The organism is Myxococcus sp. AM011 (assembly GCF_013372595.1).
GTDB lineage: Bacteria > Myxococcota > Myxococcia > Myxococcales > Myxococcaceae > Myxococcus > Myxococcus eversor.
In genome coordinates this window covers 1-24,567 of the sequence record NZ_JABXEM010000083.1, presented here as the reverse complement: position 1 = coordinate 24,567, position 24,567 = coordinate 1, and the positions used below count along the sequence as shown (strand labels likewise).

General features: G+C 68.9%; 19 protein-coding genes. 8 read left to right on the top strand and 11 right to left on the bottom strand.

Annotated features, from left to right (window positions below; all coding sequences use genetic code 11):
* Nucleotides 1–25: 25 nt before the first annotated feature.
* On the bottom strand, nt 26–838 hold the full coding sequence (locus tag HUW62_RS18930) for a hypothetical protein (protein WP_163866310.1): 813 nt from the start codon (nt 836–838) through the stop codon (nt 26–28).
* Between the two features lie 144 nt (nt 839–982).
* Here HUW62_RS18930 and HUW62_RS18925 point away from each other — a divergent pair, with 144 nt between their 5' ends.
* Nucleotides 983–1,759 (top strand): TSUP family transporter, encoded by a 777-nt coding sequence (locus HUW62_RS18925; protein ID WP_163866563.1) that lies wholly within the window; start codon nt 983–985, stop codon nt 1,757–1,759.
* A 23-nt stretch (nt 1,760–1,782) separates the two neighbouring features.
* Here HUW62_RS18925 and HUW62_RS18920 read toward each other — a convergent pair whose 3' ends face one another.
* Together HUW62_RS18920 and HUW62_RS18915 are read right to left on the bottom strand one after the other, a co-directional pair.
* Nucleotides 1,783–2,298 (bottom strand): YfbM family protein, encoded by a 516-nt coding sequence (locus tag HUW62_RS18920; protein WP_163866311.1) that lies wholly within the window; start codon nt 2,296–2,298, stop codon nt 1,783–1,785.
* A 110-nt stretch (nt 2,299–2,408) separates the two neighbouring features.
* Entirely contained in the window at nt 2,409–2,825 is a 417-nt protein-coding gene (locus HUW62_RS18915) for an EamA family transporter (protein WP_176435206.1), read from the bottom strand.
* A 102-nt stretch (nt 2,826–2,927) separates the two neighbouring features.
* Between HUW62_RS18915 and HUW62_RS18910 the strand changes: the two genes are divergently transcribed.
* Nucleotides 2,928–3,455: a hypothetical protein gene (locus HUW62_RS18910; protein WP_176435205.1), complete on the top strand. Its 528-nt coding sequence runs from the start codon at nt 2,928–2,930 to the stop codon at nt 3,453–3,455.
* A gap of 56 nt (nt 3,456–3,511) precedes the next feature.
* A complete protein-coding gene (locus tag HUW62_RS18905; RefSeq protein WP_176435204.1) occupies nt 3,512–5,413 on the top strand; it encodes an MXAN_5453 family MXYO-CTERM-anchored protein in 1,902 nt (633 codons plus the stop codon).
* 58 nt (nt 5,414–5,471) lie between these two features.
* Here HUW62_RS18905 and HUW62_RS18900 read toward each other — a convergent pair whose 3' ends face one another.
* Nucleotides 5,472–5,750, bottom strand: coding sequence for a hypothetical protein (locus HUW62_RS18900; protein WP_163866315.1), 279 nt, complete (start codon nt 5,748–5,750; stop codon nt 5,472–5,474).
* Between the two features lie 325 nt (nt 5,751–6,075).
* On the opposite strand from HUW62_RS18900, the gene HUW62_RS18895 reads away from it, so the two are divergent.
* The gene (locus tag HUW62_RS18895; protein WP_368670440.1) at nt 6,076–7,650 is read left to right on the top strand and encodes an LVIVD repeat-containing protein; all 1,575 of its coding nucleotides are present in this window, start codon (nt 6,076–6,078) and stop codon (nt 7,648–7,650) included.
* Between the two features lie 225 nt (nt 7,651–7,875).
* On the top strand, nt 7,876–10,908 hold the full coding sequence (locus HUW62_RS18890; RefSeq protein WP_176435202.1) for an amino acid adenylation domain-containing protein: 3,033 nt from the start codon (nt 7,876–7,878) through the stop codon (nt 10,906–10,908).
* On the opposite strand, the gene HUW62_RS18885 is transcribed toward HUW62_RS18890, so the two are convergent.
* From HUW62_RS18885 to HUW62_RS18875, 3 genes are all read right to left on the bottom strand, one after another.
* Nucleotides 10,905–11,540 (bottom strand): hypothetical protein, encoded by a 636-nt coding sequence (locus HUW62_RS18885; RefSeq protein WP_163866318.1) that lies wholly within the window; start codon nt 11,538–11,540, stop codon nt 10,905–10,907. The two genes, HUW62_RS18890 and HUW62_RS18885, sit on opposite strands and share 4 nt — an antisense overlap.
* 69 nt (nt 11,541–11,609) lie before the next feature.
* A complete protein-coding gene (locus HUW62_RS18880) occupies nt 11,610–12,416 on the bottom strand; it encodes a hypothetical protein (protein WP_176435201.1) in 807 nt (268 codons plus the stop codon).
* Between the two features lie 87 nt (nt 12,417–12,503).
* Nucleotides 12,504–12,776: a hypothetical protein gene (locus tag HUW62_RS18875; protein WP_163866320.1), complete on the bottom strand. Its 273-nt coding sequence runs from the start codon at nt 12,774–12,776 to the stop codon at nt 12,504–12,506.
* A gap of 239 nt (nt 12,777–13,015) precedes the next feature.
* Here HUW62_RS18875 and HUW62_RS18870 point away from each other — a divergent pair, with 239 nt between their 5' ends.
* Entirely contained in the window at nt 13,016–15,289 is a 2,274-nt protein-coding gene (locus HUW62_RS18870; RefSeq protein ID WP_163866321.1) for a zinc-dependent metalloprotease, read from the top strand.
* Between the two features lie 194 nt (nt 15,290–15,483).
* Entirely contained in the window at nt 15,484–15,966 is a 483-nt protein-coding gene (locus tag HUW62_RS18865; RefSeq protein ID WP_163866322.1) for a flagellar hook-length control protein, read from the top strand.
* Nucleotides 15,967–16,028: 62 nt separating this feature from the next.
* Here HUW62_RS18865 and HUW62_RS18860 read toward each other — a convergent pair whose 3' ends face one another.
* Both HUW62_RS18860 and accC read right to left on the bottom strand, forming a co-directional pair.
* The gene (locus tag HUW62_RS18860) at nt 16,029–16,538 is read right to left on the bottom strand and encodes a biotin/lipoyl-containing protein (RefSeq protein ID WP_141643121.1); all 510 of its coding nucleotides are present in this window, start codon (nt 16,536–16,538) and stop codon (nt 16,029–16,031) included.
* A 27-nt stretch (nt 16,539–16,565) separates the two neighbouring features.
* The gene (accC, locus tag HUW62_RS18855) at nt 16,566–18,089 is read right to left on the bottom strand and encodes an acetyl-CoA carboxylase biotin carboxylase subunit (protein WP_163866323.1); all 1,524 of its coding nucleotides are present in this window, start codon (nt 18,087–18,089) and stop codon (nt 16,566–16,568) included.
* A gap of 156 nt (nt 18,090–18,245) precedes the next feature.
* On the opposite strand from accC, the gene HUW62_RS18850 reads away from it, so the two are divergent.
* Nucleotides 18,246–22,061: an MYXO-CTERM sorting domain-containing protein gene (locus HUW62_RS18850; protein ID WP_176435200.1), complete on the top strand. Its 3,816-nt coding sequence runs from the start codon at nt 18,246–18,248 to the stop codon at nt 22,059–22,061.
* Nucleotides 22,062–22,135: 74 nt separating this feature from the next.
* On the opposite strand, the gene HUW62_RS18845 is transcribed toward HUW62_RS18850, so the two are convergent.
* The gene (locus HUW62_RS18845) at nt 22,136–22,747 is read right to left on the bottom strand and encodes a hypothetical protein (protein WP_163866325.1); all 612 of its coding nucleotides are present in this window, start codon (nt 22,745–22,747) and stop codon (nt 22,136–22,138) included.
* 120 nt (nt 22,748–22,867) lie between these two features.
* Nucleotides 22,868–24,430, bottom strand: coding sequence for an acyl-CoA carboxylase subunit beta (locus HUW62_RS18840; protein WP_163866326.1), 1,563 nt, complete (start codon nt 24,428–24,430; stop codon nt 22,868–22,870).
* Nucleotides 24,431–24,567: the final 137 nt, after the last annotated feature.

The window sequence follows — 24,567 nt, the reverse complement described above, 5'->3', positions numbered from 1 at the left end:
CGGGGTGGCGTGCTCATACAGAGCGTCAGGGGACGGCGCCGTCCAGGGCGGCGAGCCCCAGGACGGACAGGCACGCGGCGTCCGCCTGCTGCTCGACCGGGGGGTCGAAGCAGGCCACCTCGCTGTCGAAGACCTTGCACAGCCCCGCCGGAGTGGACGCACACGCCGACTTCGAGAACGCCGTGGTGCAGCCGTAGCCGCACACCGGGCCGGCCTCGCTGTTGCGGCACTCGGGCGCGGGCAGGGTGCGCTTCCAGGCGCACAGCGCGGCCGGAGACGGGTCGAAGCAGGTGATGCGGCCACTGGCCATCTTGCACACCCCCGCGGGCGTCTTGTTGCAGCGCACCCCCTCCGGGACGTTCAGGCAGTTGTAGCCACACGTCAGCTCCACGTTGTTGCTGCGGCAGTCCGCGCGGGGCGTGTCCTTGCCGTAGACGGCGAAGACCACCGCCGGAGGGTCGAAGCACTCCACCTCGCCGCTGCGGCCCCGGCACACCCCGGCCGGGGACTTCGCGCACTTCACCCGACCCGGCTGCGTCGCGCAGTTGTAGCCACACGCCACCACCCCATCGATGGCCTTGCACTCGGGCTCCGGCAGCGACGCGCCGTACGCCTTCACCACGTAGGCCGGCGGGTCGAAGCACACCGCCTGGCCATCCACCACCTGACAGCGCCCCTGCGGCGTCTGCGCACACCGGGCCCGGTTCGAGTCCGACTTGCACCCATAGCCACAGGCCATCTGGCTGTTGATGGCGCGGCAGGAGGGCGCGTTGGGGTCCTGGGAGGGCGGTGCCGAGCCCAGCGAGAGCGCCAGCACGGTGATGAGGGAGGCGAGCATGGTGACCTCGGAGGGAGGGGAGTTTCCGCGGAGCCATTGACGCCCAAGGCGCGCGGTGACGCAAGAAGCGGGCGAGCGCGACGGCGCTCCTGGCGCGTGGTACCCAGGCGCCGTTCGAGCCGAGGGAGACGCAGGGTGGACCAACTGGTGGTGGACGTCAGTGCGCAGCACCTCGTCTTGCTGTGCGTCGCCGCGCTGGTCGCGGGCCTCGTGGACGCCATCGCCGGAGGGGGCGGGCTCATCACCCTGCCCGCGCTCCTGACGGTGGGACTGCCACCCCATATCGCGCTGGGCACCAACAAGGGCCAGTCCGTCTTCGGCTCGTTCGCCGCATTGGTGCGCTTCTCGCGCGCGGGGCTGGTGGACTGGAAGCTCGCGCGCGTGACGTTCCCCTTTGGCCTGGGAGGCGCGTTCGCCGGGGCCGCGCTGGTGTTGCTGGTGAAGCCGGAGGTGCTCAAGCCGCTGGTGCTGGTGCTGCTCATCGCGGTGGCCGCGTTCCTCGCGTTCCGTCGCCCAGCGGCTTCCGGCGAGAAGGCGGAGCCCTCACCCCGGCCGCGCGCGCTCGCCATCGGTGCGCTCATCGCGCTGGCGGTGGGCACCTATGACGGGTTCTTCGGCCCGGGGACGGGCACGTTCCTCATCGTCGGCTTCAACACGCTGCTGGGCCACGGGCTGGCGCGAGCCTCCGCCGACGCGAAGGTGGTGAACTTCGCCTCCAACCTGGCGTCCGTGGCGCTCTTCGCGCTCAAGGGCGTGGTGCTGTGGAAGGTGGCGCTGCCCATGGCCGCCGCGCAGTTCACCGGCGCGTGGCTGGGCGCTCACCTGGCGGTGAAGGGCGGCGACACGCTGGTGCGCAAGGTGGTGCTCGCCGTGGTGCTGGCGCTGGTGCTGAAGCTGGGGCGCGACGTGGTGATGGGCTGACGCGGGGCGCGCGCCCCGGGGTCTCAGCCGATGTGCACCAGCAGCGCGTCACCGCGCTTGCCCATCTGGGCCATGAATTTCTGGAGCTCGTCGAAGTAGGAGACCATCTCCTCCAACGGGTCCGCGTCGTCGGGCGGCTCCTCCCAGGTGCCGGGGTAGATGTCCTGGGCCTGCATCTCCACCGCGTCATAGCGGCGGCGCAGCGTGTTCTCGGACACCTCGCGCAGCGCGGTGGCGAGCGCCTTCACCTCCTCGGGCGAGAAGACGCGCGCGGTGCCCTCGTCGGAGGGGATGTCGCCCACGTCCACGCCGCCGCGCACCAGGAAGTCCAGCGGGGCGCTGCCCTCCCAGGGCGTGCCGGTGAGCAGGTACTGGAGGCCGTGCCACGCCTCGCCGATGTCCAGCTCCAGGAATGCTCCGCCCTTCGGGTCTCCGAAGTCCTCCTCGTCGTCGAGGAAGTCCTCCAGGCGCTTGGGGGCCTGAAGCAAGGCGTCGCGCTGCGCCACCGTGACGCTGCGCAAGGTGCAGAGCATCTCCATGCGGGGGACCTCGTGTGCCGCGGAAGCGGGGGGAATCGTGAGCGGCGACGGACCCTACCAGTCCCCGGCGACGTCGCGGAATTTCGATGCGGGCCCGCGTGCCCGAGCGTTCAGCGGAGCGTCAGCAGGGCGCCCGCCACCATCAGCGCCACGCCCGCCCCCAGCTTCCAGGTGAACGACTCGTTCAGGAGCAGGACGGCGAGGATGAGGGTCAGCGGCAGGCTGAGCTTGTCGATGGGCGCCACCCGGGAGGCGGGCCCGAGCTGGAGGGCCCGGAAGTAGGCCAGCCACGACAGGCCGGTGGCGATGCCCGACAGCGCGAGGAACAAGAGCGTCTTGCGACTGAGGGAGGACAGGGCGGCGTGTTCTCCCCGGGCCAGGGCGATGCCCCAGGCGAAGACGAGGACCACGCAGGTGCGCAGGGCCGTGGCGAGCGTGGAGGGGACACCCTCGACGCCGACCTTCGCCAGCACGGCGGTGAGCGCCGCGAAGAGAGCGGAGAGCAAGGCATAGACCCACCACGACATGGACACCTCCCGGCCGCGAACATGTCGCGGTCCTGGGGTGCTAGTCTTTCAGCGGTCGACCACCGTGTCCTTGTCAAAGGCGCTCCAGGGAGGGCCCACCCGATGTCACCAGCGGGGCGATGGGGAGTCACCCTCGCGGGAGTCGTGCTGTCGCTCTCGCTCGCGGCCTATCTGCGCACCGCGCTGCGCCCCCCGGAGTACCGGGGACCGGCGGGCCCCCCGCGCCCCAGCGTGGGGCAGGGCAGTCCTCGCATCGTGAAGAAACAGCAGCCCCAGGCGCCGACGGTTCCCCCCGAGCCGTCCGAGTCCCCGGTGTCCACGCCGGCGAAGCCGGGGCGCGTTCAGGTCCAGGCCACGCGGGGGTGGAATGGGTATCCCCTGCGAGGCGTGGCGGTGGGCATCATGGTGGAGACGAAGCCTCGCGTCGTGATTCCGGAGCAGCCGCGGACGGACGAGCATGGCATGGCCTACTTCCCCAACGTCCCTCCTGGGCGGCTGACCATCTGTGCTCGCGGGGTGGGCTATCTGGAGTCCTGTCGCACGGCAGAGCTTCAAACAGACGGAAACTTGAGCATGGTACTGGGCCTGACGGAAGACGAGACGGCGAGAGCGCCCGTCGCGACGCCATGAACGCTGTCACTGAGTGGTAGCCTTCGCGCCCTACAGGCAGCGGAGGGTTCCGCCCAATGCGTGACGTGACGTGGATTCGACGAGCACGGACGTTGCTGCGCCAGTCCGCCGTGATGTTGGGAATGGGAGGGCTCGCGCTGACTCCCGGTGCTCAGGCCGAACTGCCAGAGCACTACACGCTCCAACTCCAGGCTCGCACCAACCTGTTGGGCAACGAGTCCGGTGCGTACAACCTGAAGCCTGGCAATCTGCTCGCGGGAAGTCTCCAGGTGCCAGTGGTCGCGGACGGGCGGGTGGCCTTCCGGTTGTCGATTACGCCCGAGGGGCCCAATGCCATCTGGTGGGGAAGTGATGCGGCGGGCCACCACCGCTATGTGTTGCCGGATTTGGGAGAGGACGCTCGCGCGAGTGACCCGGGGTTGAACTCAGACGGGCTCGTCGCGTTCGCCGTCACGGGGGCCACCGCCACCACGAGCAATGGCATCTATCTGCTGCGCTCCGAGGCGCCGGAGGACGTCCGCATCGTCCGCGAGCCGCTCGGGGCGTCGGACTGGTCCAGCCTGGCGCTCAACGACGCGGGGCAGCTCGGGTTCCGGGTCACCTTCAACGGCGTCGGTCGTGGTTACGTCGTACTGACGCCGCAGGGCGCGGGTTGGACGACGACGTATCTGGCGAAGGAGAAGACGCTCGACGAGGCGAGCCCCTACGAGTTTCTCTACTCCCCGGCGTTCAATGACCTGGGGCAGATGGCGGGCGTGGGGGACCTGCCGTCTGAAGGCTCGGAGTTCTACCAGGAGCTGCGCGTCTTCAGCGCGGACGGGACGTCCCGGCTCATCGCTCAATCGCGGGGCCGGGATGCGGCGTCGCCCATCTACCGGTTCGCGTCCGTGCAGCCGGCGCTCGACAACCTGGGCCGAGTGGCCTTCATCGCGACAGCGAGGGCGGGCGCGGGGCCGAACCTCACGACCGTTTTCCTATGGGATGGGGCGGAGCTGCGGGTGGTGGCGCAGAACGGGCAGGAGGGAATCAGGGAGGTGGAGTTCTTCCCTCCGGACATGAACGACGAGGGGCTCATCGTCTTCCGGGCCATCGACAGTGACAGCCGCCGCGCGGTGTGGGTGAGCGATGGGCGGATGCTTCGGCGGGTGGTGTCGGAGCACGACATCGTCGACTCGGACCTGGGGCCCGCGCGCATCGACCAGGAGACGCCGAGCGGCCCCGTATTCGCTGGAAGCGTGAGCATCAGCCCGCGAGGCGACGTGTCCGTTGTCGCGGGGCTGGCGCCGCCGGACAATGACCAGGAGGAGTGGGGCACCGCCATCTTCGTGGCGCAGGCCTCCTTCGCGCCGCCCGCGGATGGTGGCGTGGACGGAGGACCGGGCGGAGAGTCCGATGCGGGCTGCGATGGCGGCGCGTGTCCTGGTGAGGGAGACAGCGGCACACCGGGCTGTGACGGCGGTGAGTGCCCTGGTGAAGGTGACAGCGGTACTCCGAGCTGTGATGGCGGCGAGTGTCCTGGTGAAGGTGACAGCGGAACTCCGAGCTGTGACGGAGGTGCATGCCCTGGCGACAGCGGTACTCCGAGCTGCGACGGAGGCGAGTGCCCCGGCGAAGGTGACAGCGGTACTTCGAGCTGTGACGGAGGTGCATGCCCCGGCGACAGCGGTACTCCGAGCTGCGACGGAGGTGAGTGCCCTGGTGAAGGCGACAGCGGCACGCCGACCTGTGACGGAGGCGCGTGCCCCGGCTCGGAAGACAGTGGCACATCACGCTGTGACGGAGGCCGTTGCCCGGAGGGCCAGGACAGTGGCCCCGTGGACGCGGGCGGCGCGGGCCCCCCGCCTGACACGGGAGGCTGCGGCTGCCAGTCGACGTCTTCCACTGCATTCCTGCCGTGGCTGTTCCTCGGCCTCGCGTGGTTCGCCGCGCATCGTCGGAAAGGTCCGAGCAGTCGCTGACGCCGTGCCACTCCGCCCGGGTGGACGACTCGACTCACCCGGGCGGTGGTGCTTCGACTCAGCAGGGCAGCCAGGGTCCGACACCGCGGCTGCACGAGTCGTAGCAGATGGAGATGGCCGCGGAGCACTCCTCGCTGGTCACCTTGCACTGCGACGGGCACCAGGAATGGGCCTGGTAGCATTCGTCCATGCAGGACGTCTGGGCCTGGGTCGTGGACTCGACTTCGGACGTCTCCGGGCTCACGGGCTCGGCCTCGGGAGCGCCCGCACCACAGGCCATGAGGGCCATCGCGGACAGCGAGGCCAGGACGAACGAACGGACGCGACGAACAATCATGGGCAGCTCCTTGAGGGGAAGGGGACGACGCGCGCCAGCGTAGCCCGAGGCCCCCGTGGGTCGCAGGGGCGGTAGGTGTCTCTTGTCCCAGCGGAGCAGAGAGAGTCTGACTGCAATTACAAGGCCTGAAGCAGCCATTGCGGGGCCGGCTCGGGAGCAGGACAGGAGATGGGCCTCGGCCGACAAGCATTGGAGCCGATTGTCGGGCGGGACGACCCAGGAAGACGGCGGATTTCGTACTCCGACATTCCCTCGGTGAGGTGCCCCAATGATGTCGTCCGCTCGCGCCCGTGTCTGGTTGTTGGCCTGTGTCCTGGGAGGAGGCGTGCTGTCCGCTTGTGAGGACACGCCCAAGGGCGAACCCGATGCCGGCGTGGGGGGCGGTGCCTGGGATGGAGGCGCCACGCCCCTGGAGGAGTATGGCAACTGGCTGGACAAGGGCCCCTACGCGCCCTGCTCCGTGCTCGAGGTGAGCACGCCCCTGCGGTGTGAGGGCTTGGGCCCCGAGAGCTTCGACCTGTCGGCGTGTGACACGGAAGCGCTGGCGCTCGTGGAGCAGGAGGGCATCTATCAGGCCGGTCAGCGCTACGAGTCACGGCTGCAAGATGGCGGGACGCAGGTGAACTTTGGCACCGGCATCGGCTTCAAGCTGGACGGCCCGGGGAGCGGAGGCACGTTGGCGTCCAGGCCGCTCATCAGCCGGCGGACCGAGGGCGGTACCTTCTTCATCTCCTCTGGCTCGACAACGGGCACCGCGGTGTCGCGGGTGTATGCCGGCTGCCAGCGGCCCACGCCGGAGACCCTCACCGGCTGCTATGTGACGTGCAACAACGCCGGGAACGTGACTCAGCGCGGTACCTTCGAGGCCCATCGCATGGTGTGGCACGCGGGCGAGCCGGAGTCCTCTGGAGGCATGACGCTCGTCTCGGAGGGCCACGTGGCGCTGGGCAAGCCGGTGGATGTCTACGTCACGAAGAACCATGCCTATGTCGTCTCCGTGTCCGACTCGCTCACCGGGAAGGCCGGCGGACTGACCGTCTTCGACGTCACCGACAAGCGCGCCCCCGTCCTCAAGAAGTCCATCAGCCTGCCTGGGGACCACTACTGGAACGGGGTCTGGGCGCACGAGGACGCGCTGTACGTCGCCAGCGACGTCGCGGGCATCGTCGTCTATGACATCTCCCAGCCCGCGGAGCCGGTCTTCATCCGCTCCCTGTACTCGGGCGAATACGGCGTGCACACCGTGCTGGTCCACGGAGGCCGGCTGTATGCCACGGCCAACGAGGGCAGGACGGACATCTACGACCTCGCCAATCCCCTGGAGCCGGTGCCGCTGCAGAGCATCAGCCTGCCCGACCAGTTCATCTCGGGAGGACCCCATGACCAGTTCGTGTACGGGGACCGGCTCTACGTCAGCAACGCGCAGGGCGGCTACGCCATCGTGGACATCACCCGGTTGGACGACACGAAGCTCCTGGGTCAGTACGCCTACCGGGATGTGTATTCGCACCACAGCGCGGTGGGGACGTTCGCCGGGCGCACCATCGCGTTCGAAGGCGGCGAGTTCGCCGGCTCCCACTTGAGGGTGCTCGACGTCACCGACCCCGCGAACATCGTGAAGGTGGGTGAGCACCGCCTGCGGCCCGTGTCCTCCATCCACAACCTGATTCTGAAGGGCACGCGGCTGTATGTCGCCTGGTATCAGGAGGGCGTGCGCGTGCTGGACGTGGCCAATCCCACCCAGCCCCGGCAGGTGGCCCACTACAACGTCTTCCGGGAGAGCGACCCGGGACGCACGGATGGAGTCTTCCAGGGCGCCTTCGGTATCCGCCTGCCGGGAGACGGTTTCATCTACGTTGTTGATTCCGCACGAGGACTGCTCATCTTCGACGAACTCTGAGCCCGCACCTCCAAGACAGTCTCGCCCGCAATGGAGTCAATGACAGCTTCGGGTGTCGGAAATTGACATCCCGAATGGCGTGTTTGTATTTTGATTCCCGCAACTATTTTCGCGGCGACGCGGGCTTGTTTGTCTTTTGACGAGGAGGGCGCGATGTCCGAGGGCATGATTTTACTGAATGTTTCGCGGTTGGGTCGGTTTGATTCATTTTCGCGAGACTCGGGGTTGTCTGAACTGTGGGCTCGTCAGGTGGAGGCGCGGCCGGAGGCCATCGCGCTGCGGCAGGGGGTGAAGCGCGTCACGTACGACGCGCTGAATCGGCGCGCGAGCCAACTGGCGGGAGCGCTGCGAGACCTGGGCGTGGGGGAGGAGACGCCGGTCGCCGTGGGGCTGGGGCAGGGCATCGAGGCGATTGTCGCGCAGGTGGCGCTCTGCAAGCTCGGCGCGACGTGTGTGCCCGTCGACCTCCAGCACCCGCCGGAGCGCATCGCCTTCGTGTTGAAGGACAGCGGCGCGCAGGTGCTGCTCACGGGGACGCTGGCGGACGAGGCGCGCTGTGGTGAGGGGCCCGCGAAGCGGCTGTGCCTGGAGCGTGACGGAGCCCAGGTCGCGGGGCGGTCCGACGTCCTCGTGGCGCCGCCAGGCGATGGGGGGCGCAGGACGCATGTGCTCTACACCTCCGGGACGACGGGCCGGCCCAAGGGCATCGAGCTGGTCGCGCGTGGCATCCGCCGGATGGTGGTCGACACGGATTACGTGTGCATCGACTCGACGGACCGGGTGGCTCAAATCTCCAACCACGCGTTCGACGCGGCGCTGTTCGAGGTCTGGGGCGCGCTGCTCAACGGCGCGTCGCTGGTGCTGCTGCCCAGGTCGAGCGTGCTGGACGCGACGGTGTTTCGCGACGCGCTGCGGGAGACACGCGTCTCCGTGCTGTTGATGACGACGGCGCTGTTCAACCTGGTGGCGCAGGGCTGCCCGGACGCCTTCGGGCAGCTCAAGTATCTGTTGGTGGGCGGTGAGCGCGCCAATCCGCGCACCTTCCGCGCGGTGTTGGAGAGCGGGCCTCCCGCGCACCTGCTCAACGTCTATGGCCCCACCGAAGGGACGACCATCACCACCGCGCACGAGGTGACGCGAGGGGACGTGTTGTCAGGCTCCGTGTCCATCGGCCGGCCCACGCGCTACACCCAGGCCTTCGTCCTGGGGCCCGACTTGCGTCCGGTGGAGCCCGGCGGTCCGGGGGAGCTGTGCATCGCCGGAGCGGGGCTGGCGCGCGGCTACCTGGACCGGCACGAGCTGACCGGGGAGCGCTTCCCCATCGTCTCGGAGCTGGTGCCCGGACCGCCGCTCCGGCTGTACCGGACCGGGGACCTGGCGCGGTGGCGGGAGGACGGCACGCTGGAGTTCCTGGGGCGCGCGGACTTCCAGGTGAAGCTGCGCGGCCATCGCATCGAGTTGGAGGAGGTGGCCCGGCTGCTGCTGGAGAGCGGCCTGCTGTGGGATGCGGTGGTGACGCTCCAGGAGCGCGCGGACGGCGAGAAGTCGCTCGTGGCCCATGTCGTTCCGAAGACGCCGTCCGCGGGCACGGGCACCGCGCTCCAGGACGCACTGCGCGCCCGCGTGCCGGAGTACATGGTGCCCGCGCGAATCCACGAACTGGAGCGCCTGCCCACCACGGTGAATGGCAAGGTCGACCGGGACGCGCTCCCGTTGGAGTCGTCACCGCGAGGCACGGCCGGGCCCGCCGCGTCGGGCTGGGCTCCCGAGGACGCCCTGGCCGGGGAGGTGGGCGCGGTGTGGGCCGAGCTGCTGGGGCTGGAGTCGCCCTCGCTGGAGGATGACTTCCTTCGCCTGGGTGGAAACTCGCTGCTCGCGGCGCGTCTGGTGATGCGGCTGCGCGAGCTGTACGGCGTGGGGTTGTCGGCGTACTCGCTCTACGAGGCGCGCACGCTGGCGGCGTTCCTGGACGTGGTGCGGCGGGCGCGCTCCGGCGTGAGGGAGCCTGAACGCGCGGAGGACGGACCGGAGACGTGGCGGGCGGATGCGCGACTTCCCGAGGACCTTCGCCTGTCCACCGGGCAGCCCGCGCTCAGCGCCGTCCCGTTGGAGGTGATGGACCGGGTCTTCCTCACGGGGGCGACGGGCTTCCTGGGGGCCTTCCTCCTGAGGGACCTGTTGCGCACGACGCGCGCGCGGGTGGCCTGCCTGGTCCGCGCCCGGGACGTGGAGACCGGATACACGCGGCTGCGTCAGGCCCTGGAGAAGTACGGCCTCTGGGAGGCGTCCTTCGTGGGGCGGCTGCAGCCGGTGCTGGGAGACCTGGGCTCTCCGTTGCTGGGCCTGTCGCCCTCGGAATTCCACGAGCTGGCCGCGCGCGAGGAGGCGCTGTTCCACGTCGGCGCGCATGTGAACTACGTGCAGCCCTACTCCGCGCACCGGGCCGCCAACGTGGATGGGACGACGGAGGTGTTGCGGCTGGCCATGCAGGGCCGGCCCAAGCCCGTGCACCACATGTCCACCATCGCCGTGTTCGGCCCCACCGGGTACTTCAACGGCCTCGCGCACGTGCGTGAGGACGAGGACGTCGACGCCCATGTGGAGTGCCTGCGCTACGACATCGGCTACTCGGCGAGCAAGTGGGTGGCGGAGCAGCGGGTGTGGGAGGCCGCGGCGCGCGGTGTCGCGGTGAGCGTCTACCGGCCGGGCTTCATCATGGGCGACAGCCGCACGGGCGTCGGGAACGCCGACGACTTCGTGGCCCGCTTCATCCGGGGCTGCATCCAACTGGGGGCCGTCCCGGACCTGCCACGGCAGCGCAAGGAGTTCGTCCCGGTGGACTTCGTCAGCCGCGCCATCCTGGGCATCGCCTCACGCGAGGGCGCGGTGGGCAAGGCGTACCACCTGGTGCCGCCGCGTCCCGGGGACTCGGTCGACATCAATGACTTCTACACGCTGCTGGACCGGTGCGGTCATCCCCTCCCGCGCGTGTCCTACAAGGAGTGGGTGGGGCGGCTGATGCGCGACGCGCGCGTGGCCGACAACCCGCTCTGCCCGCTGGTGCCCATGCTGTACGAACAGGTCTACGCGGGCGAGGCGACGCGCTGGGAGCTGTACGAGGACATGCCGGTGTACGACGCGCACAACACACTCCACGCGCTGGAGGGGGATGACGCCGGCTTCCGGAAGATGGATGAGGAGCTGCTGGGGCGCTACCTGGCGCACTGGCAACGCCTGGGGCTGCTCCCGGCCGCCTAGCGGCAGACGCGCGTCTTCATGCCGCAGGGGATGTCGAAGCTGCCCGCGACGCGGATGTTGCGGACGGTGACGCCGGGCTTGTTCGCCGAGTCGTGCGTCCGGGCGTTGAAGGTGAAGGTGCCCGCGACGCCGGTGCTGTCGAAGCGGGTGAGCACCAGCACGCCCGGCTCGGTGAGCATGTAGTTGATGCCCTTGAGGCGCAGCGCCACGGGGAGCTGGCCGCGCTTCTCCTCGAAGGTGACGAGCGAGTACGTGCCCGGCTTGAAGGGGACGCTCTCCTTCGTGTTCGTCCCGGGGAGGATGCTGAGGCTGCCCAGCGCGCCGTCCGAGGCGCTGATGCAGTGCAGGGACAGCGGGCCCACCAGGCCCCCGCCGCGCGCCGCCTGCTTCTCCAGGTCGGCCTGCGTCTTGTTGGGGGTCTTCTTGGACTTGCTGGCGACCTTCGCGAGGAGCTGACTCATCTCCTCCGGTGACACCCAGTGGTCCGAGGTGGCGGATTGGGTTCCGCCCTGGCCCGTGAAGGCCATCTGCACGCCGCCCATCACCCGGACCTCGCAAGTGCCCTCGCGCTTCGCGGCGAGCGCGGGCAGACAGAAGAGGAGCGCGAAGGCGACGGTGGCGGCGTGTCGCATGACGGCGAGCCCTGGGCAGGGGGCGACCTGGGTTGCGGGGCGCCCGGTGGAGTCCAGGACTCTAGAACGTCACGGCGCCGGTGAGGCGCTCTTCGGGGCGCTTCCATCCGGCGGCCGGTCGATTTCCTCGGCGGGGAAGTTGGCGGCGGCTTCCAGGTAGCGGGGCGGTTGGACCTTCCGCCGCTCCCTGCGGTTGAGGTCCTCCGGCTCCACGAAGATTGGCTCCGCGCCAGCGGCCTGCTCCACGCGGGCCCCGTCGCAGAAGTGCCACGTGGTGCCGCCCGCCAGGCCCTGGCGGGCGTAGAACACCGTCGCCTCGCCCACCTTCGGGTTGGCCGTGCACCACGTGCCGCGCGCGGTGCTCTCGCGCTGGGGCGTCTCTTCCTTCCACTTCTCCTGGGCCGTCCGCAGGGCCGCGGCCGCGAGCACGGCGTCGGACTCGGCCAGCCGCGCCCGCGCCTCCTTCAGCAGCTCCTGGCCCCGGCGCGAAATCTCCGGGAAGGCGCCCTTGTCCTTGAACCCGCAGCGCGCCAGGCCCCGGAGGTTGCCCTCGTGGACGTCCAGCACCTTGGGCAGCGAGGCCTGCGCCTCCTTCAGGAGCTCTACCTGCTGCGCGTGCTCCAGCGCGCGGGGATTGGAGAGCTGCTCCGTCCCGTTGACGAAGCGCGCCAACAGGCCGTTGACCGCCGTCAGCTCGTCATTCAGCCAGCGCTGCTCGGCGTCGCACGGGTCGGACTTGGCGCCGCCATAGTCGCGGAAGTCCGCGCGAGACATTCCCAACGTGTAGTGCTGAACCGGGGGCGCGGGCCGTGACGCGCACGCCGACAGCGCCGTGCCCAGGGCTGTGAGCAGGACTCTCCGACGAAGTGACTTCATGGCGCTCCAGTCTGCCATGTAGTTTGCGTGCAAACAAACCAGGACGGAGACTGGAGCGCCGTTCGTACTGCGAGTGTACGGGAGTGATTAAAGCGGGCAGATGATGGGTCCGCGGCTGCCGCAGACATTGCGCTGGATGAACCAGTGGTTCAGCTCCGCGCTCCAGTACGAGGCCATCTGGATGCCGCTGTTGCAGCGGACATACGGGCCCGGGACGAGGCAGTGGAGGTCCTCGTTGTACTCCAGGGCCGCCTGGCTCTCGCCCAGCGCCGGGGCCTGCTCGTCGAGTTCCGCCTCCACGCCGCCACAGCCCGTGAGCAGCGCTCCGGCGACCATCAGTCCCTTCAGCCAGTTCCGCATCCGTCCCTCCTGGTGGATTGAATCGGGGGGTTACGCAGATACAAAAGTGACTGGGATTCATTTGTCGCGAGGCGGCGTTCCGCTTCTTGTCGATGGGGTGGGGGAGATGGTTGTCCGGTGAGGGGTATCCAGGGGTTGGAGGGGGCCGGCTGGGAAGTTGGAGGAAGGGCGCCGTTCTCCGGACCAGGGCGTGTGTTCCACGCGTCCTGGAGCCTGGAACCTGGAACCGGAGATGCACGATGCGCGAACGGAAGGTCTTGCCGAGAGGCTCGTTGCTGGGCGCCCTGTTGCTGTCGCTGCTGTGGGGCCCGGGCTGTGGTGACACTGGAGTGCTTCCCGCTGTCGAGGCGGGCCCTCCCGAGGAGGGGGCGGCGGAGGAACTGGACGGGGACTTCGTCGCGGTGCCCCGGACGGTGGGCGCGGAGGTGAAGCGCCAGGCGGAGCAGAAGCTGGAGGGCGTGGTGGAGGACTCGGGCACGAGCTTCTACCTGGCCATCCGCAAGAGCGAGCTGGGGCGGCGGTGGTTCCTGTCCGCGTACCTCACGCAGAACCACCCGGGGGGCGTCTACTACAACGCGGCCAGCTCGCTGGGCACGCGGGTGGTGAGCTTCAAGGAGCAGAACGGGAAGCTGTTCGTCCTGGACGTGGATGACCGCAAGGTCATCAGCGACGTGTTCGAGCCCCAAGTCCTGGTGGAGGCGTACCCCATCGTCACGGACCATGCGCCGTTCAACCGGCGCCGGGGCTCGGACAAGTACGTGCTCATCGACCCGGCGGCGGGGTTCAACCGCTTCGGGGTGATGGGGGACTTGAACGCGGGCCTGTCGCAGGCCCACTTCCAGGTGGAGCTGAGCTTCGCGCAGCGGCTGCGGCCCGTCGCCGATGGCGTCACCTTCGAGCAGGTCTTCACCGGCTACTCGAACCTGCCCGACGACCTGGCCCACTACTTCCTGGAGGAGAACCCGTTCCGCACGTCGGGCACGTTGAGCGTGGCGCTGCGGCGCTACCGGGAGAGCCCGGGCTACGTGCCCACGCCGCCGCCGGACGTGGAGCACTACTTCCTGAGCCAGGAGAAGCTGATTCCCAACACCGGCAGCTACACGGAGCAGGTGGCCTCCAAGTGGGCCATCTACCCGGGCATGACGCCCATCCGCTGGAACATCACCTCCAGCATCCTCACCGTGCAGAATGACCCGCGCTTCCAGGAGTACGACGTGGTGGGCGCGGTGAAGCGGGGCATCGAAAACTGGAACACGGCCTTCGGCTTCACGGCGCTGGAGGCGGTGGTGGCGGACGGCTCGCGCGACTTCGGCGACGACGACAAGAACTCCCTCATCTTCGACCCGGACCCGTGGACGCCGTTCGCCTTCGCCAACTGGCGCTCCAACCCGAACACCGGCGAGGTGCGGGGCGCCAGCGTCTACGTGAGCAACATCTGGCTGGAGACGGCGCACCTGGACTTCGAGGGAGACGTGGACGCGCTCGCCGCCGAGCGGCCCGTGCACCCGCTGCGCCTCACGTGGTCCGGAATGGGCGGCCAGTCCCTGTGTGACATGCGCAAGGAGGCCCGGGTGGCCAGCACCGAGGCCGCCGGACTGGCGCCGCCGGGCACGCCGCTCACCAAGAAGCAGAAGGTGGAGGCCCGCCTCACCCAACTGGTGCTGCACGAGATTGGGCACACGCTGGGGCTGCGCCACAACTTCGCGGGCTCCAACGTGTACGACGGCAGCGCCGCCGGACTGCGCTCCAGCTCGGTGATGGACTACACCTCGGACCTGGACAGCGTGTACGGCGACATGCCGGGGCCGTATGACGTGCAGGCGGTGCGCTACCTCTATGGCCTGTCACCGGACCTGCCCACGTATGACTTCTGCACGGACCCGGACACGCGCGTCGACCCCACGTGCAACCGGTATGACCGCTTCGACGAGCCGCTGACGAAGTTCTACGTGCCCGCCTTGCACCAGGCGCTGGCTCAATTGACGGCCGCTTCATCGGCGATGTACCCGCGGCTGGCGTACCTCTTCAACACGAGCGCCAACTCGGTGTTCCAGTTCGTCCGGGCGGGGGATGCCTCGACGCAGGTGCTCGCGTACCAGCTCGCGCTGCAGACGGTGCGGCCTCCGCTGGTGGTGCCGCCGGGGGCGCCCGCGCTCCATGCGCAGCGCGCGGATGACCTCGCGCGGCGGCTCTTGTCCCGGCTGTATCTGGACCCGGCGGCGGAGCGGGGCGTGTTCGCCGCGAACCCGTCCAACGCCACGGCGCTGCTGTCCGCGGTGCTCACGGACGTGCAGGCGATTCTGTTGAACACGGATGGGGTGCGAGGCTACGCGTCGCGCAGGACGATGGTGGACATCCTGAAGGCGCAGCAGACGCTGGCGTCGTACTCCACGCTGGTGTCGGCTCGGGACACGCTCACCGCGCGGCTTCCGTCCCTGGGCGCGGATGACCGCTTGCAGACCGCGGACCTGATTGCCCGCATCACCGCCGCGCTGTCGCCGTACTACCGCTGACGCGGACAGACTTGGGGCTGGGAGCGGCCCGTGCGGTGTGGGCCGCTCCCGGTGCGGGTCGAACCCGGGCCCAGCCCGGGGGGCCGGTCAATGCCTTGCGGTGGGCGGTGCGGACGGTTGTCTTGATTTACTGGCGGGTGGCGGTGAGCCTGTCTTGCCTGTCTACGTCTGGTTTTTCAGGCAAGAGAGAAGACATGATGAAGGAATTCAAGAGCCCGCTCTGGTTGCTCCTGTTCTCGCTGATGCTGGCGCCCGATGCCTGGGCCTCGGGTGGCAAGGGAATGACGTGGGGGACGAGTGGCCACGCCGCCGGGGTGGACCATGTGGGGTGTCTGAATTGCAATCCCTATACGGGGGACATGGTGTGCTCGGCCGTGCTGCCCGTGCTGTGTATCAAGCAGGACGGCTCGCCTGTCCCGCCGGGCATCACCCCGGACTTCTACAATGGCTGGGCGAAGGGGAACATCGCCACCACCCTGCCCGTGTCGGGGACGTCCCTGACGAGCCTGGTGGTCGCAAACCAGATTTGCGCGAGTGCTTTCGGCACGGGGTGGCGCATGGCGGAGTTCCATGACGGCAGCGGCGGCTGGAGCTGGTTCGCCTATGGGAACGTGCGCTCTGACCTGCGCTACTGGACCTACATCAACGACCAGAATGGCAACTGCTGGAACCCGTAGTCCTTCACGGGGGAATCGGGGCGGCGCGCGAGCACCCTGCGCGCCGCTCCCGACGAAGGCCGCTACTCGACGATGACCAGCTTGGCGTTGTTCTCCACGGTGGTGCCTTCCTTGGCGAACAGCTCGGTGACCTTGCCCGCCTTGGGGCTCTTGAGCTCGTTCTCCATCTTCATGGCCTCCACCACCACCAGGCCCTGGCCTTCCTTCACCTCGTCGCCCACCTTCACCAGCACCTTCACCACCTTGCCGGGCATGGGCGCGGTGACGAGCTGCTTGCCCTCCACGGAGAAGGCGGCCGTGCCCGCGCGCAGCCGCAGCCGGCGCTCGTCCGCCACGTCGAAGCGGCTCACCTGCCCGCGCAGGAGCACGCCGACCTCGTCGCCGCTCTCCTCGAACTCGGCGCTGTAGGACTGGCCGTCCACCAGCATGCTCATGGTGCCGTGCTCCAGCGCCAGCGCGTCCACCTGGTAGGTGACGCCGTTGACGGTCAGCTTGTACCTGTCGCCCCCGAGGGCCTCCAGGTCCACCGGCACCGCTTCCTTCTGTCCCTGCTGCTTCGTGAAATAGCGCATGGAAGTCTCGTGAGCTCGGGGGTGGGGTTACCGGCGGCGGGAGCGCAGCGCCAGGCGCCACGGGCTGATGCGACCACTGCTCGCGTCGGCCGCGTCCGCCTTGCCGCCGGGCAGCTTCTTGGCGCGCTTCGTGTCGCGCTGGTGCGCGTACACCGCGCTGGCCAGCAGGGCCATCTCGCTCAGCTTCGGGTCCTCCACGCCTTGGAGCGTGGTGTGCTCGCGGCCGAGGAAGCCCGTGTCGTAGTCGCCCTCGATGAACTCGGGGTGCGCGAGAATCGCGCGCAGGTAGCGGATGTTGGTGGTGATGCCCTTCACCACGTACTCGGACAGCGCGCGCTGGGCCCGGGCAATCGCCTCGCGCCGCGTGGGGGCCCACACGGACAGCTTGGAAATCATCGGGTCGTAGAAATTGGGCACCGTGTAGCCGGGGAACACGCCCGAGTCGTCGCGGACGTTGGGGCCGCCCGGCACGCGCAGGTACGTGATTCTTCCCGGGCTGGGCATGAAGTTGCGCGACGGGTCCTCCGCGTACACGCGCACTTCAATCGAGTGGCCACGCGGCGTGGGCGCCTCCAGGAGCGGCAGCTTCTCACCCTCGGCGACCTTGATTTGCAGCGCGACGAGGTCCAGCCCCGTCACCCACTCCGTCACCGGGTGCTCCACCTGGAGGCGGGTGTTCATCTCCAGGAAGTAGAAGTTGCGGTGTACGTCGACCAGGAACTCCACCGTGCCGGCGCCCACGTAGTTGACGGCCTTGGCCGCCTTCACCGCGACCTCACCCATCTGCGCGCGAAGCTCCGGCGTGAGGATGGGGCTGGGCGTCTCCTCGACGACCTTCTGGTGCCGACGCTGCGCCGAGCACTCGCGCTCGTTCAGGTGGATGACGTTGCCGTGCGTGTCGGCGAACACCTGGATTTCGACGTGGTGTGGCTTCTCGAGATACTTCTCGATGTAGACGGCGTCGTTGCCGAAGGAGTTGAGCGCTTCGCTCTTGGCGGAGCGCCACGCGGACTCGAAGTCGCCCATGCCTTCCACGCGGCGCATGCCCTTGCCGCCACCGCCGCCGGCGGCCTTGAGCATGATGGGGAAGCCAATCTTCTGGGCGTACTCGCGGGCCTCGGCCTCGGTGGCGATGGGCTCGGTGCTGCCCGGGACGACGGGCACGCCGACCTTGATCATGTTCGCGCGGGCGCGGGTCTTCTCGCCCATGGCGTCCATGGCGGAGGCGGGCGGGCCGATGAAGGTGATGCCGGCCTCTTCACAGGCGCGCACGAAGGAGGCGTTCTCCGAGAGGAAGCCATAGCCGGGGTGGATGGCGTCCGCGCCGGAGGCCTTGGCGGCGTCGAGGATGCGCTGCTGGACCAGGTAGCTCTCGCGGGAGGGCGGCGGCCCGACGAAGAAGGCCTGGTCCGCGGTGCGGACGTGCAGGGCGGAGCGGTCTGCTTCCGAGTACACCGCCACCGTGGCGATGCCGAGTTCCTTGCAGGTGCGCATCACCCGGATGGCGATCTCGCCGCGATTGGCGACGAGCACTTTGCGGATCTTGGGCATGGCCGCCCGTCTACCACGGGCCGACCCGTTTTGCGTGGGTTGGATGGGGTCCTCCTCCCGCCCCTGGGACGGGGGCAACCCACCCCCTGAGTGGCTCGTGGGGCGCGCCGGGGATGCGGTAGGCTGCACGGCGGGGCCGTACAGGAAACACTCTCCATGCACTCGTCGTCCGTCGTTCCCTCCCGGCTCTTCACGCTGGGAGGTGGGGCCCTGCTCGCCGTGTGGCTCCTTCTGTCCGCTTGTCAGCGGTCGTCCGAGCCAGCGGTGCCGACCGGGGTCTCCCTTCCGCAGCCGGCCTCCGCGGTGTCCGCCCCATTCGACGTGATGGGTGTCGTCCGGCGTGTCGGGCTCTCCTTCAAGTCCGAGGGCACGCGCTTCGTCGGCGCCCAATCCACATATGCCGTGGAGGTGGGCGGGGGCACGGTGACGTTCATGCCCGGACTCGCAGGTCTCCAGAAGTCCGTGGGGGCGGGCTTGTCGCTGGAGACGGTGAGCCTGGGGCGTGGGGCGCGAGGGCCGCTGCCGGCGGCGCGCATGGAGGCTCTGGAGGATGGTGGGCTTGTCCTGCACAGGGGCTCGGTGAGGGAGCTGCTCCGCAACACCGAGGTGGGAGTGGAGCAGTCGTGGGCGCTCGCGGAGAAGCCCATGGGAGAAGGCCCGTTGGTGGTGCGAGTGCGCGCGCGAGGCCAGCGCTTCGCACGCGCATCGGAAGCGGGCCTGCACTTCGCGCCCGAGGGCGGTGGTCCCGGTGCGCGCTATGGGCTGGCGACGTGGGTGGATTCGCGGGGTGTTCGCACGCCGCTGCCCGCGCCCCGCTTCGAGCGCGGCGAGGTCGTGCTGGAGGTTCCCGCATCGCTGCTGGAGTCCTCCACGTATCCCGCCGTGCTGGACCCGCTCGTCTCGCCGGAGTCGGAGGTGGGGGAGCCGCTGCCGGGGCCGACGACGGGCGCGCAGCAGGAGCCCCGGGTGGCGTTCGACGGGACGAACTACCTGGTGGTCTGGCAGCACTCGGAGACACCAGACTTCGTCTCCGGTTCCCTGTGGTCCATCCGCGCCGCGAGAGTCTCCCGGACGGGGCAGGTGCTGGACATGGTGGGCTTCGTCGTCTCCAGCGACGTGGCCTCCGCCGAGCGCGATGAGCAGGAGCCCTCGGTGGCATTCAACGGGACGGATTACCTTGTCGCCTGGACGACGGGCTCCATGATTCGCGCGTCGCGCGTCTCGACCTCGGGCGTGGTGCTGGACCCCAACGGCATCACGGTGCTTCACGGTGCTGGAAAGCGGGGCGCGCCGACGGTGGCCTCGGACGGTCAGGGCTTCCTGGTGGTCTGGCGTGACGATGAAATGTATGGCCCGTCCACGGCGGGAATCCACTCCAAGCGGGTGTCGGGCGCGGGGGCGGTGCTGGACAGCACGGCGCTGACCCTCACGACCGGAGCCCTCAGCAAGGCACGGCCCGCGCTCGTCTTCATCCAAGGACGCTACCTGGTGGTCTGGGAGACGTCCTACTCCAGTGCCACCAGCGACTTGATGGGGCGCACCCTCTCTCCTCAGAACACGGTGACGGCGTCCTTCACCGTCACGTCAGCGGCGGGGAATCAGCGTCGACCGGCGCTGGCCAGCTACGGGACGGGAGTGCTGGTCGTCTGGGAGGACCTGCGTGGCGCGCGGCAGGTGTATGGCGTTCGCCTGGCTCCGGATGGAACCCGTCTGGATGTGGCGGACCTGCCCCTGGGGGGAACGTCCCTGGCGTACCCGCTGTGGCTCGCGGCGGCGTTCGACGGAGTCAATGTCCAGGTGGCCTGGACGGAAGAGCGGTCCAGTATCGAGAGCACCCAGGTGAAGGGGTTCCGAGTGAGTCCCGCGGGGACCCGGCTCGATATCGCCTCGGGGGTGGTCCTGGGCAGCGCCACCCAGTTTGTCGGCCCGCCCGCGATGGCCTCGGATGGAGAGCAGGTGCTCCTGACCTGGGCGGACCGCGTGTATGGGATGGCCGATGTTTGTGGCACGCGAGTGGGACGGGATGGCGTCGCGCGGGACGTTCCGCCGCGCATCCTCTCCCTGTCGTTCAACGGCGAGGCGCAGCCCTCGGTGGCCTTCAACGGTGAGGTCTACCTCGTGGTCTGGCGTGACGTGCGCGGGGGCGAGTACAACATCTACGGCGCCCGGGTCGAGCGCTCCGGTAGGGTGCTGGACCCGACGGGCCTGCCCATCGCGCGGAATGCCGGAGCCAAGATCGATCCGGCGGTGGCCGCCAGTGCCACGGAGTTCTTCGTCGTCTGGGCGGACTACCGGGATCGCAATTCCGGGTGGGACATCTTCGGAACCCGGGTGCGCAAGGATGGGGCCGTGGTGGACCCGACGGGAATCCTCCTGAGCGCGCCGAGCACCAACGACGAGATGGATCCTCAGGTGGCCTCGGATGGCCGAGGCTTCCTGGTGGCGTGGACCCGCTACAACTCCATCAGCAACTCCGCGCGTGGGGTGTTCGTGCGGGACGGCGTCGTCGGAGCGCCCATTACCTTCTCCTCGGCTGGGGGCGTACATGACGTGGCGTTCCTGGGGCAGCAGTACCTGGTGACGTGGATGGGGGGATGGAGCGCCATGGGGACTCGGGTGTCGAACACGGGTGAGGTGTTGGATGTCGGAGGGCGCCTCCTCGTCACCAGTCCGGGCAGGATTGCCAGCCTGACGCTCGCGGGGCGCGGGCAGGGAGGCGGGTTGTTGGTGTGGCATGACTCGGTCTCGCAGTCGTTGAACGCCGCGCGCCTGACGGAGGAGGGGGAGGCGCTGGAGCCGGAAGGATTTCGAGTCTCGAGCGGGGTGCCCCTCATGCTCAGAGGTGACAAGGACTTGCGAGTTGCGTTCGATGGAACGAACTACCTGGTGGCGTGGCGCACGCCGACCGAGTTCCATGGTTCGGTGTATGGCAACCGCGTGAGCCAGGCGGGCGCGGTCCTGGATGGCGAGCGCTTCCTCATCGCCGACGACCCCCGGATTCAATACGGCCTGTCGCTTGCCTCGGATGGAGAGGGACAGACGCTGGTGACGTACAACCGTGCCGGGGTGCCGCCCCAGACGGAGCAGGTGAAGATGCGCTTCGTCCACTCGTTCCAGCAGGGGCGGGCGTGCGCGGTTGGCGGGGAGTGTGCCAGTGGCTTCTGTGTGGATGGCGTGTGCTGTGACAGCGCCTGCGGTGGTGGCCTCGCCACGGACTGTCAGGCCTGCGGTGTGGCGAGCGGGGGCGCGGTGGATGGGGCGTGTGGAGCCGTCATCGAGGTGAATCGGACGTGCCGGGCTTCGGCGGGCGTCTGCGACGTGGCCGAGGTGTGTGACGGCATGGCGCTGGAGTGTCCCGAGGACATGCTCGCGGCGGATGGCGCGGCGTGCGACGACGGCAATGCCTGTACGCGAAGTGACTCGTGCCACGCGGGTGCATGCACTGGAGCGGACCCGGTGATGTGCGGCGCGAGCGATGCCTGCCACGCGGAGGGAAGCTGCAATCCGTCCACGGGCGCGTGCTCGAATCCGGAACTCGAGGATGGAAGTGCGTGTGCGGGCGGCGCCTGCGAGTCCGGCGTGTGCGTGCCCACGCCTGATGCGGGCAGTGCTCCGGACGCGGGTACCGAACAGGATGCTGGCGCCCAGGACGCAGGAGCCTCCGACGCGGGAACCACACCTGACGCGGATTCGGGCTCATCGCCTCGGGACTCAGGTACCGAGTCTGATGCCGGTCCTTCTCTCGACGCGGGGACGAGTGACTCGGACGCCGGCACCGGGTCCGACGCGGGTTCTTCTCTCGACGCGGGCCCGGGGAACTCCGACGCGGGTTCATCACCCGGGGACGTTCCACCTCCGGAGGAGACGATGGGCTGCGGCTGCGGCGTCCCCGCCGGCTCCTCGAACCTGGGCTTGTTGACGCTCCTCGCGGGCGCCGTGCTCCTGCGCGCCGCGCGTCGTCGTCACCGGTGACACGCGGTCTCGCTCTTCGCCCTTCCGTGTCCTCACGGTCCGGAAGGGGGGGTGATTCGCCGTCTGTCGCGGACCTACTTCCGGGCGCTGCGGTACTGCTCCATGTAGGCGCGTGCCTGGGTCAGCTTGGCCTCGACGAACCGGTCATCATCGTCCGGCTCCGGGGGCTTCGTGGGAGGGGCGTTCGTCTCCCCGCCGAAGTCCACCGCCGCCGCCAGGAGGTTTCGCGCGGTGTTGCCGCCGCCGAACATCCGCGCCAGCAAGCCCGTCTCCACGTCCAGCCAGCGAGCAGCCTGGCGCATGACGTCCAGCACCTCGCCCTCCACCGCCTTGGCGGGGCGGCCCGGGCCACTCACGCACGTGCGGGCATAGCTGTGCTCCCGGTCCACGAAGATGCCCAGCACGCGCTCCCGGAAGTCCTGGGACAGCGCCTGCGACATGGCGTCGAGCTGCTCCTCCAGGAAGGGCTGCTCGGACTTGCGGGCCTTGCGTCCGGGGGCGGGGGGCAGGGCCACCTCGGCGGCGTGCCAGCCCGTCTCGGCCAGCCCCTCCGGAGGGGCTTCCACCCACTTCACCTCCGGCACGGGCAGGTCCACCGCCTCGCAGACGCGTTTGAGCGTCTGACGCACGGCGGTGAGGTTTCCTTCGACGTCGGCGATAAAGAGAAGCAGTCGGCGGTGGGACAAATGGGGGTTCCTTTCCTGGCCACCTGAAAGCCCGCGCGACGCACGAGAATTTCCCGCGTCGCTTAAGCCTGCCTGCTCTCCAGCCGACGGAGAGCAGGCATCCAGGGGCCTGGAAGGAGTCTACAGCGGGATGTTCCCGTGCTTTCGCGGCGGGTTCTCCTGCCGCTTGTCTTTCAACATCTCCAGCGCCCGGATGACCTTGGTGCGGGTCTCCTCGGGCCGGATGACCTCGTCGATGTAGCCCAGCTCCGCCGCCTTGAAGGGGTTGGCGAACTTCTCGCGGTAGTCATTCACCAGCTTCGTGCGCTCCGCGGCGGCGTCCTGCGCCTTGAGCAGCTCGTTGCGGAAGATGATGTTGACGGCGCCCTCGGGCCCCATGACGGCGATTTCCGCGGTGGGGTAGGCGTAGTTGATGTCCGCGCGGATGTGCTTGGACGCCATGACGTCGTACGCGCCGCCGTACGCCTTGCGGGTGATGATGGTGATTTTGGGGACGGTGGCCTCGGCGAAGGCGTACAGCAGCTTGGCGCCGTGGGTGATGATGCCGCCCCACTCCTGGTCGGTGCCGGGCAGGAAGCCGGGCACGTCCACGAAGGTGATCAACGGGATGTTGAAGCAGTCGCAGAAGCGCACGAAGCGCGCGGCCTTCACGCTGGCGTCGATGTCCAGCACGCCGGCGAGGAACGCGGGCTGGTTGGCGACGATGCCCACGCTCTTGCCGTTCATCCGCGCGAAGCCGATGACGATGTTGCGCGCGAAGTGTTCCTGCACCTCGAAGAAGTGCTTGTTGTCGACGACGGCCTTGATGATGTCCTTGATGTCGTAGGGCTTGTTGGGGTTGCTCGGGACAATCGTCTTGAGCGACTCCTCGGCCCGGAACGGGTCGTCGTCACACGGCTGGGCCGGCGGGTCCTCCTGGTTGTTGGAGGGCAGGAACGAGAGCAGCTCGCGCGTCATGACGATGGCGGCCTGCTCGGTCTCCGCGGCGAAGTGCGCCACGCCGGACTTCTGGTTGTGCGTCAGCGCGCCGCCCAGCGACTCCTTCGACACCTCCTCGTGCGTCACCGTCTTGATGACGTCCGGGCCGGTGATGAACATGTACGAGGTGTCCTTCACCATCATGATGAAGTCCGTAATCGCCGGCGAGTACACCGCGCCGCCCGCGCACGGCCCCATGATGAGCGAAATCTGGGGCACCACGCCGGAGGCCAGGGTGTTGCGCAGGAAGATGTCCGCGTAGCCGGCGAGGCTCTCCACGCCTTCCTGGATGCGCGCGCCGCCGGAGTCGTTCAGACCGATGACGGGCGAGCCCACGCGGGTGGCCATGTCCATGATCTTGCAGATCTTCTGGGCATAGGCGCCGGACAGCGAGCCGCCGAAGACGGTGAAGTCCTGGGCGAACACGAAGACCTGGCGGCCCTCGACGGTGCCGTAGCCGGTGACCACGCCGTCGCCCGGAATCTTCTTGTCGCCCATGCCGAAGTCGGTGGAGCGATGGGTGACGAACTTGTCCAGCTCGGTGAAGGAGCCGGGGTCGAGGAGCAGGTCGATGCGCTCGCGGGCCGTGAGCTTGCCGGCCTCGTGCTGTTTGGCGATGCGGTCGGCACCGCCACCCAGCTCGGCCTGCTTCTCCATCTGCTGGAGGCGTGCGCGGAGGGGGTCCTTCTCGGAGGTCTCGTCCATGGGCCGCCCTCTAGGAGCCTGTCGCGGTAATCGCAACGAGGGCTTGCCCTGCCGGGGATGAGGAGGCTCAATGTCCGGCATGAGCAAGAAGTTCCGCCCCTGGAATGTGCAGCAGGACTTCCTGCTGCCGCCCTCGC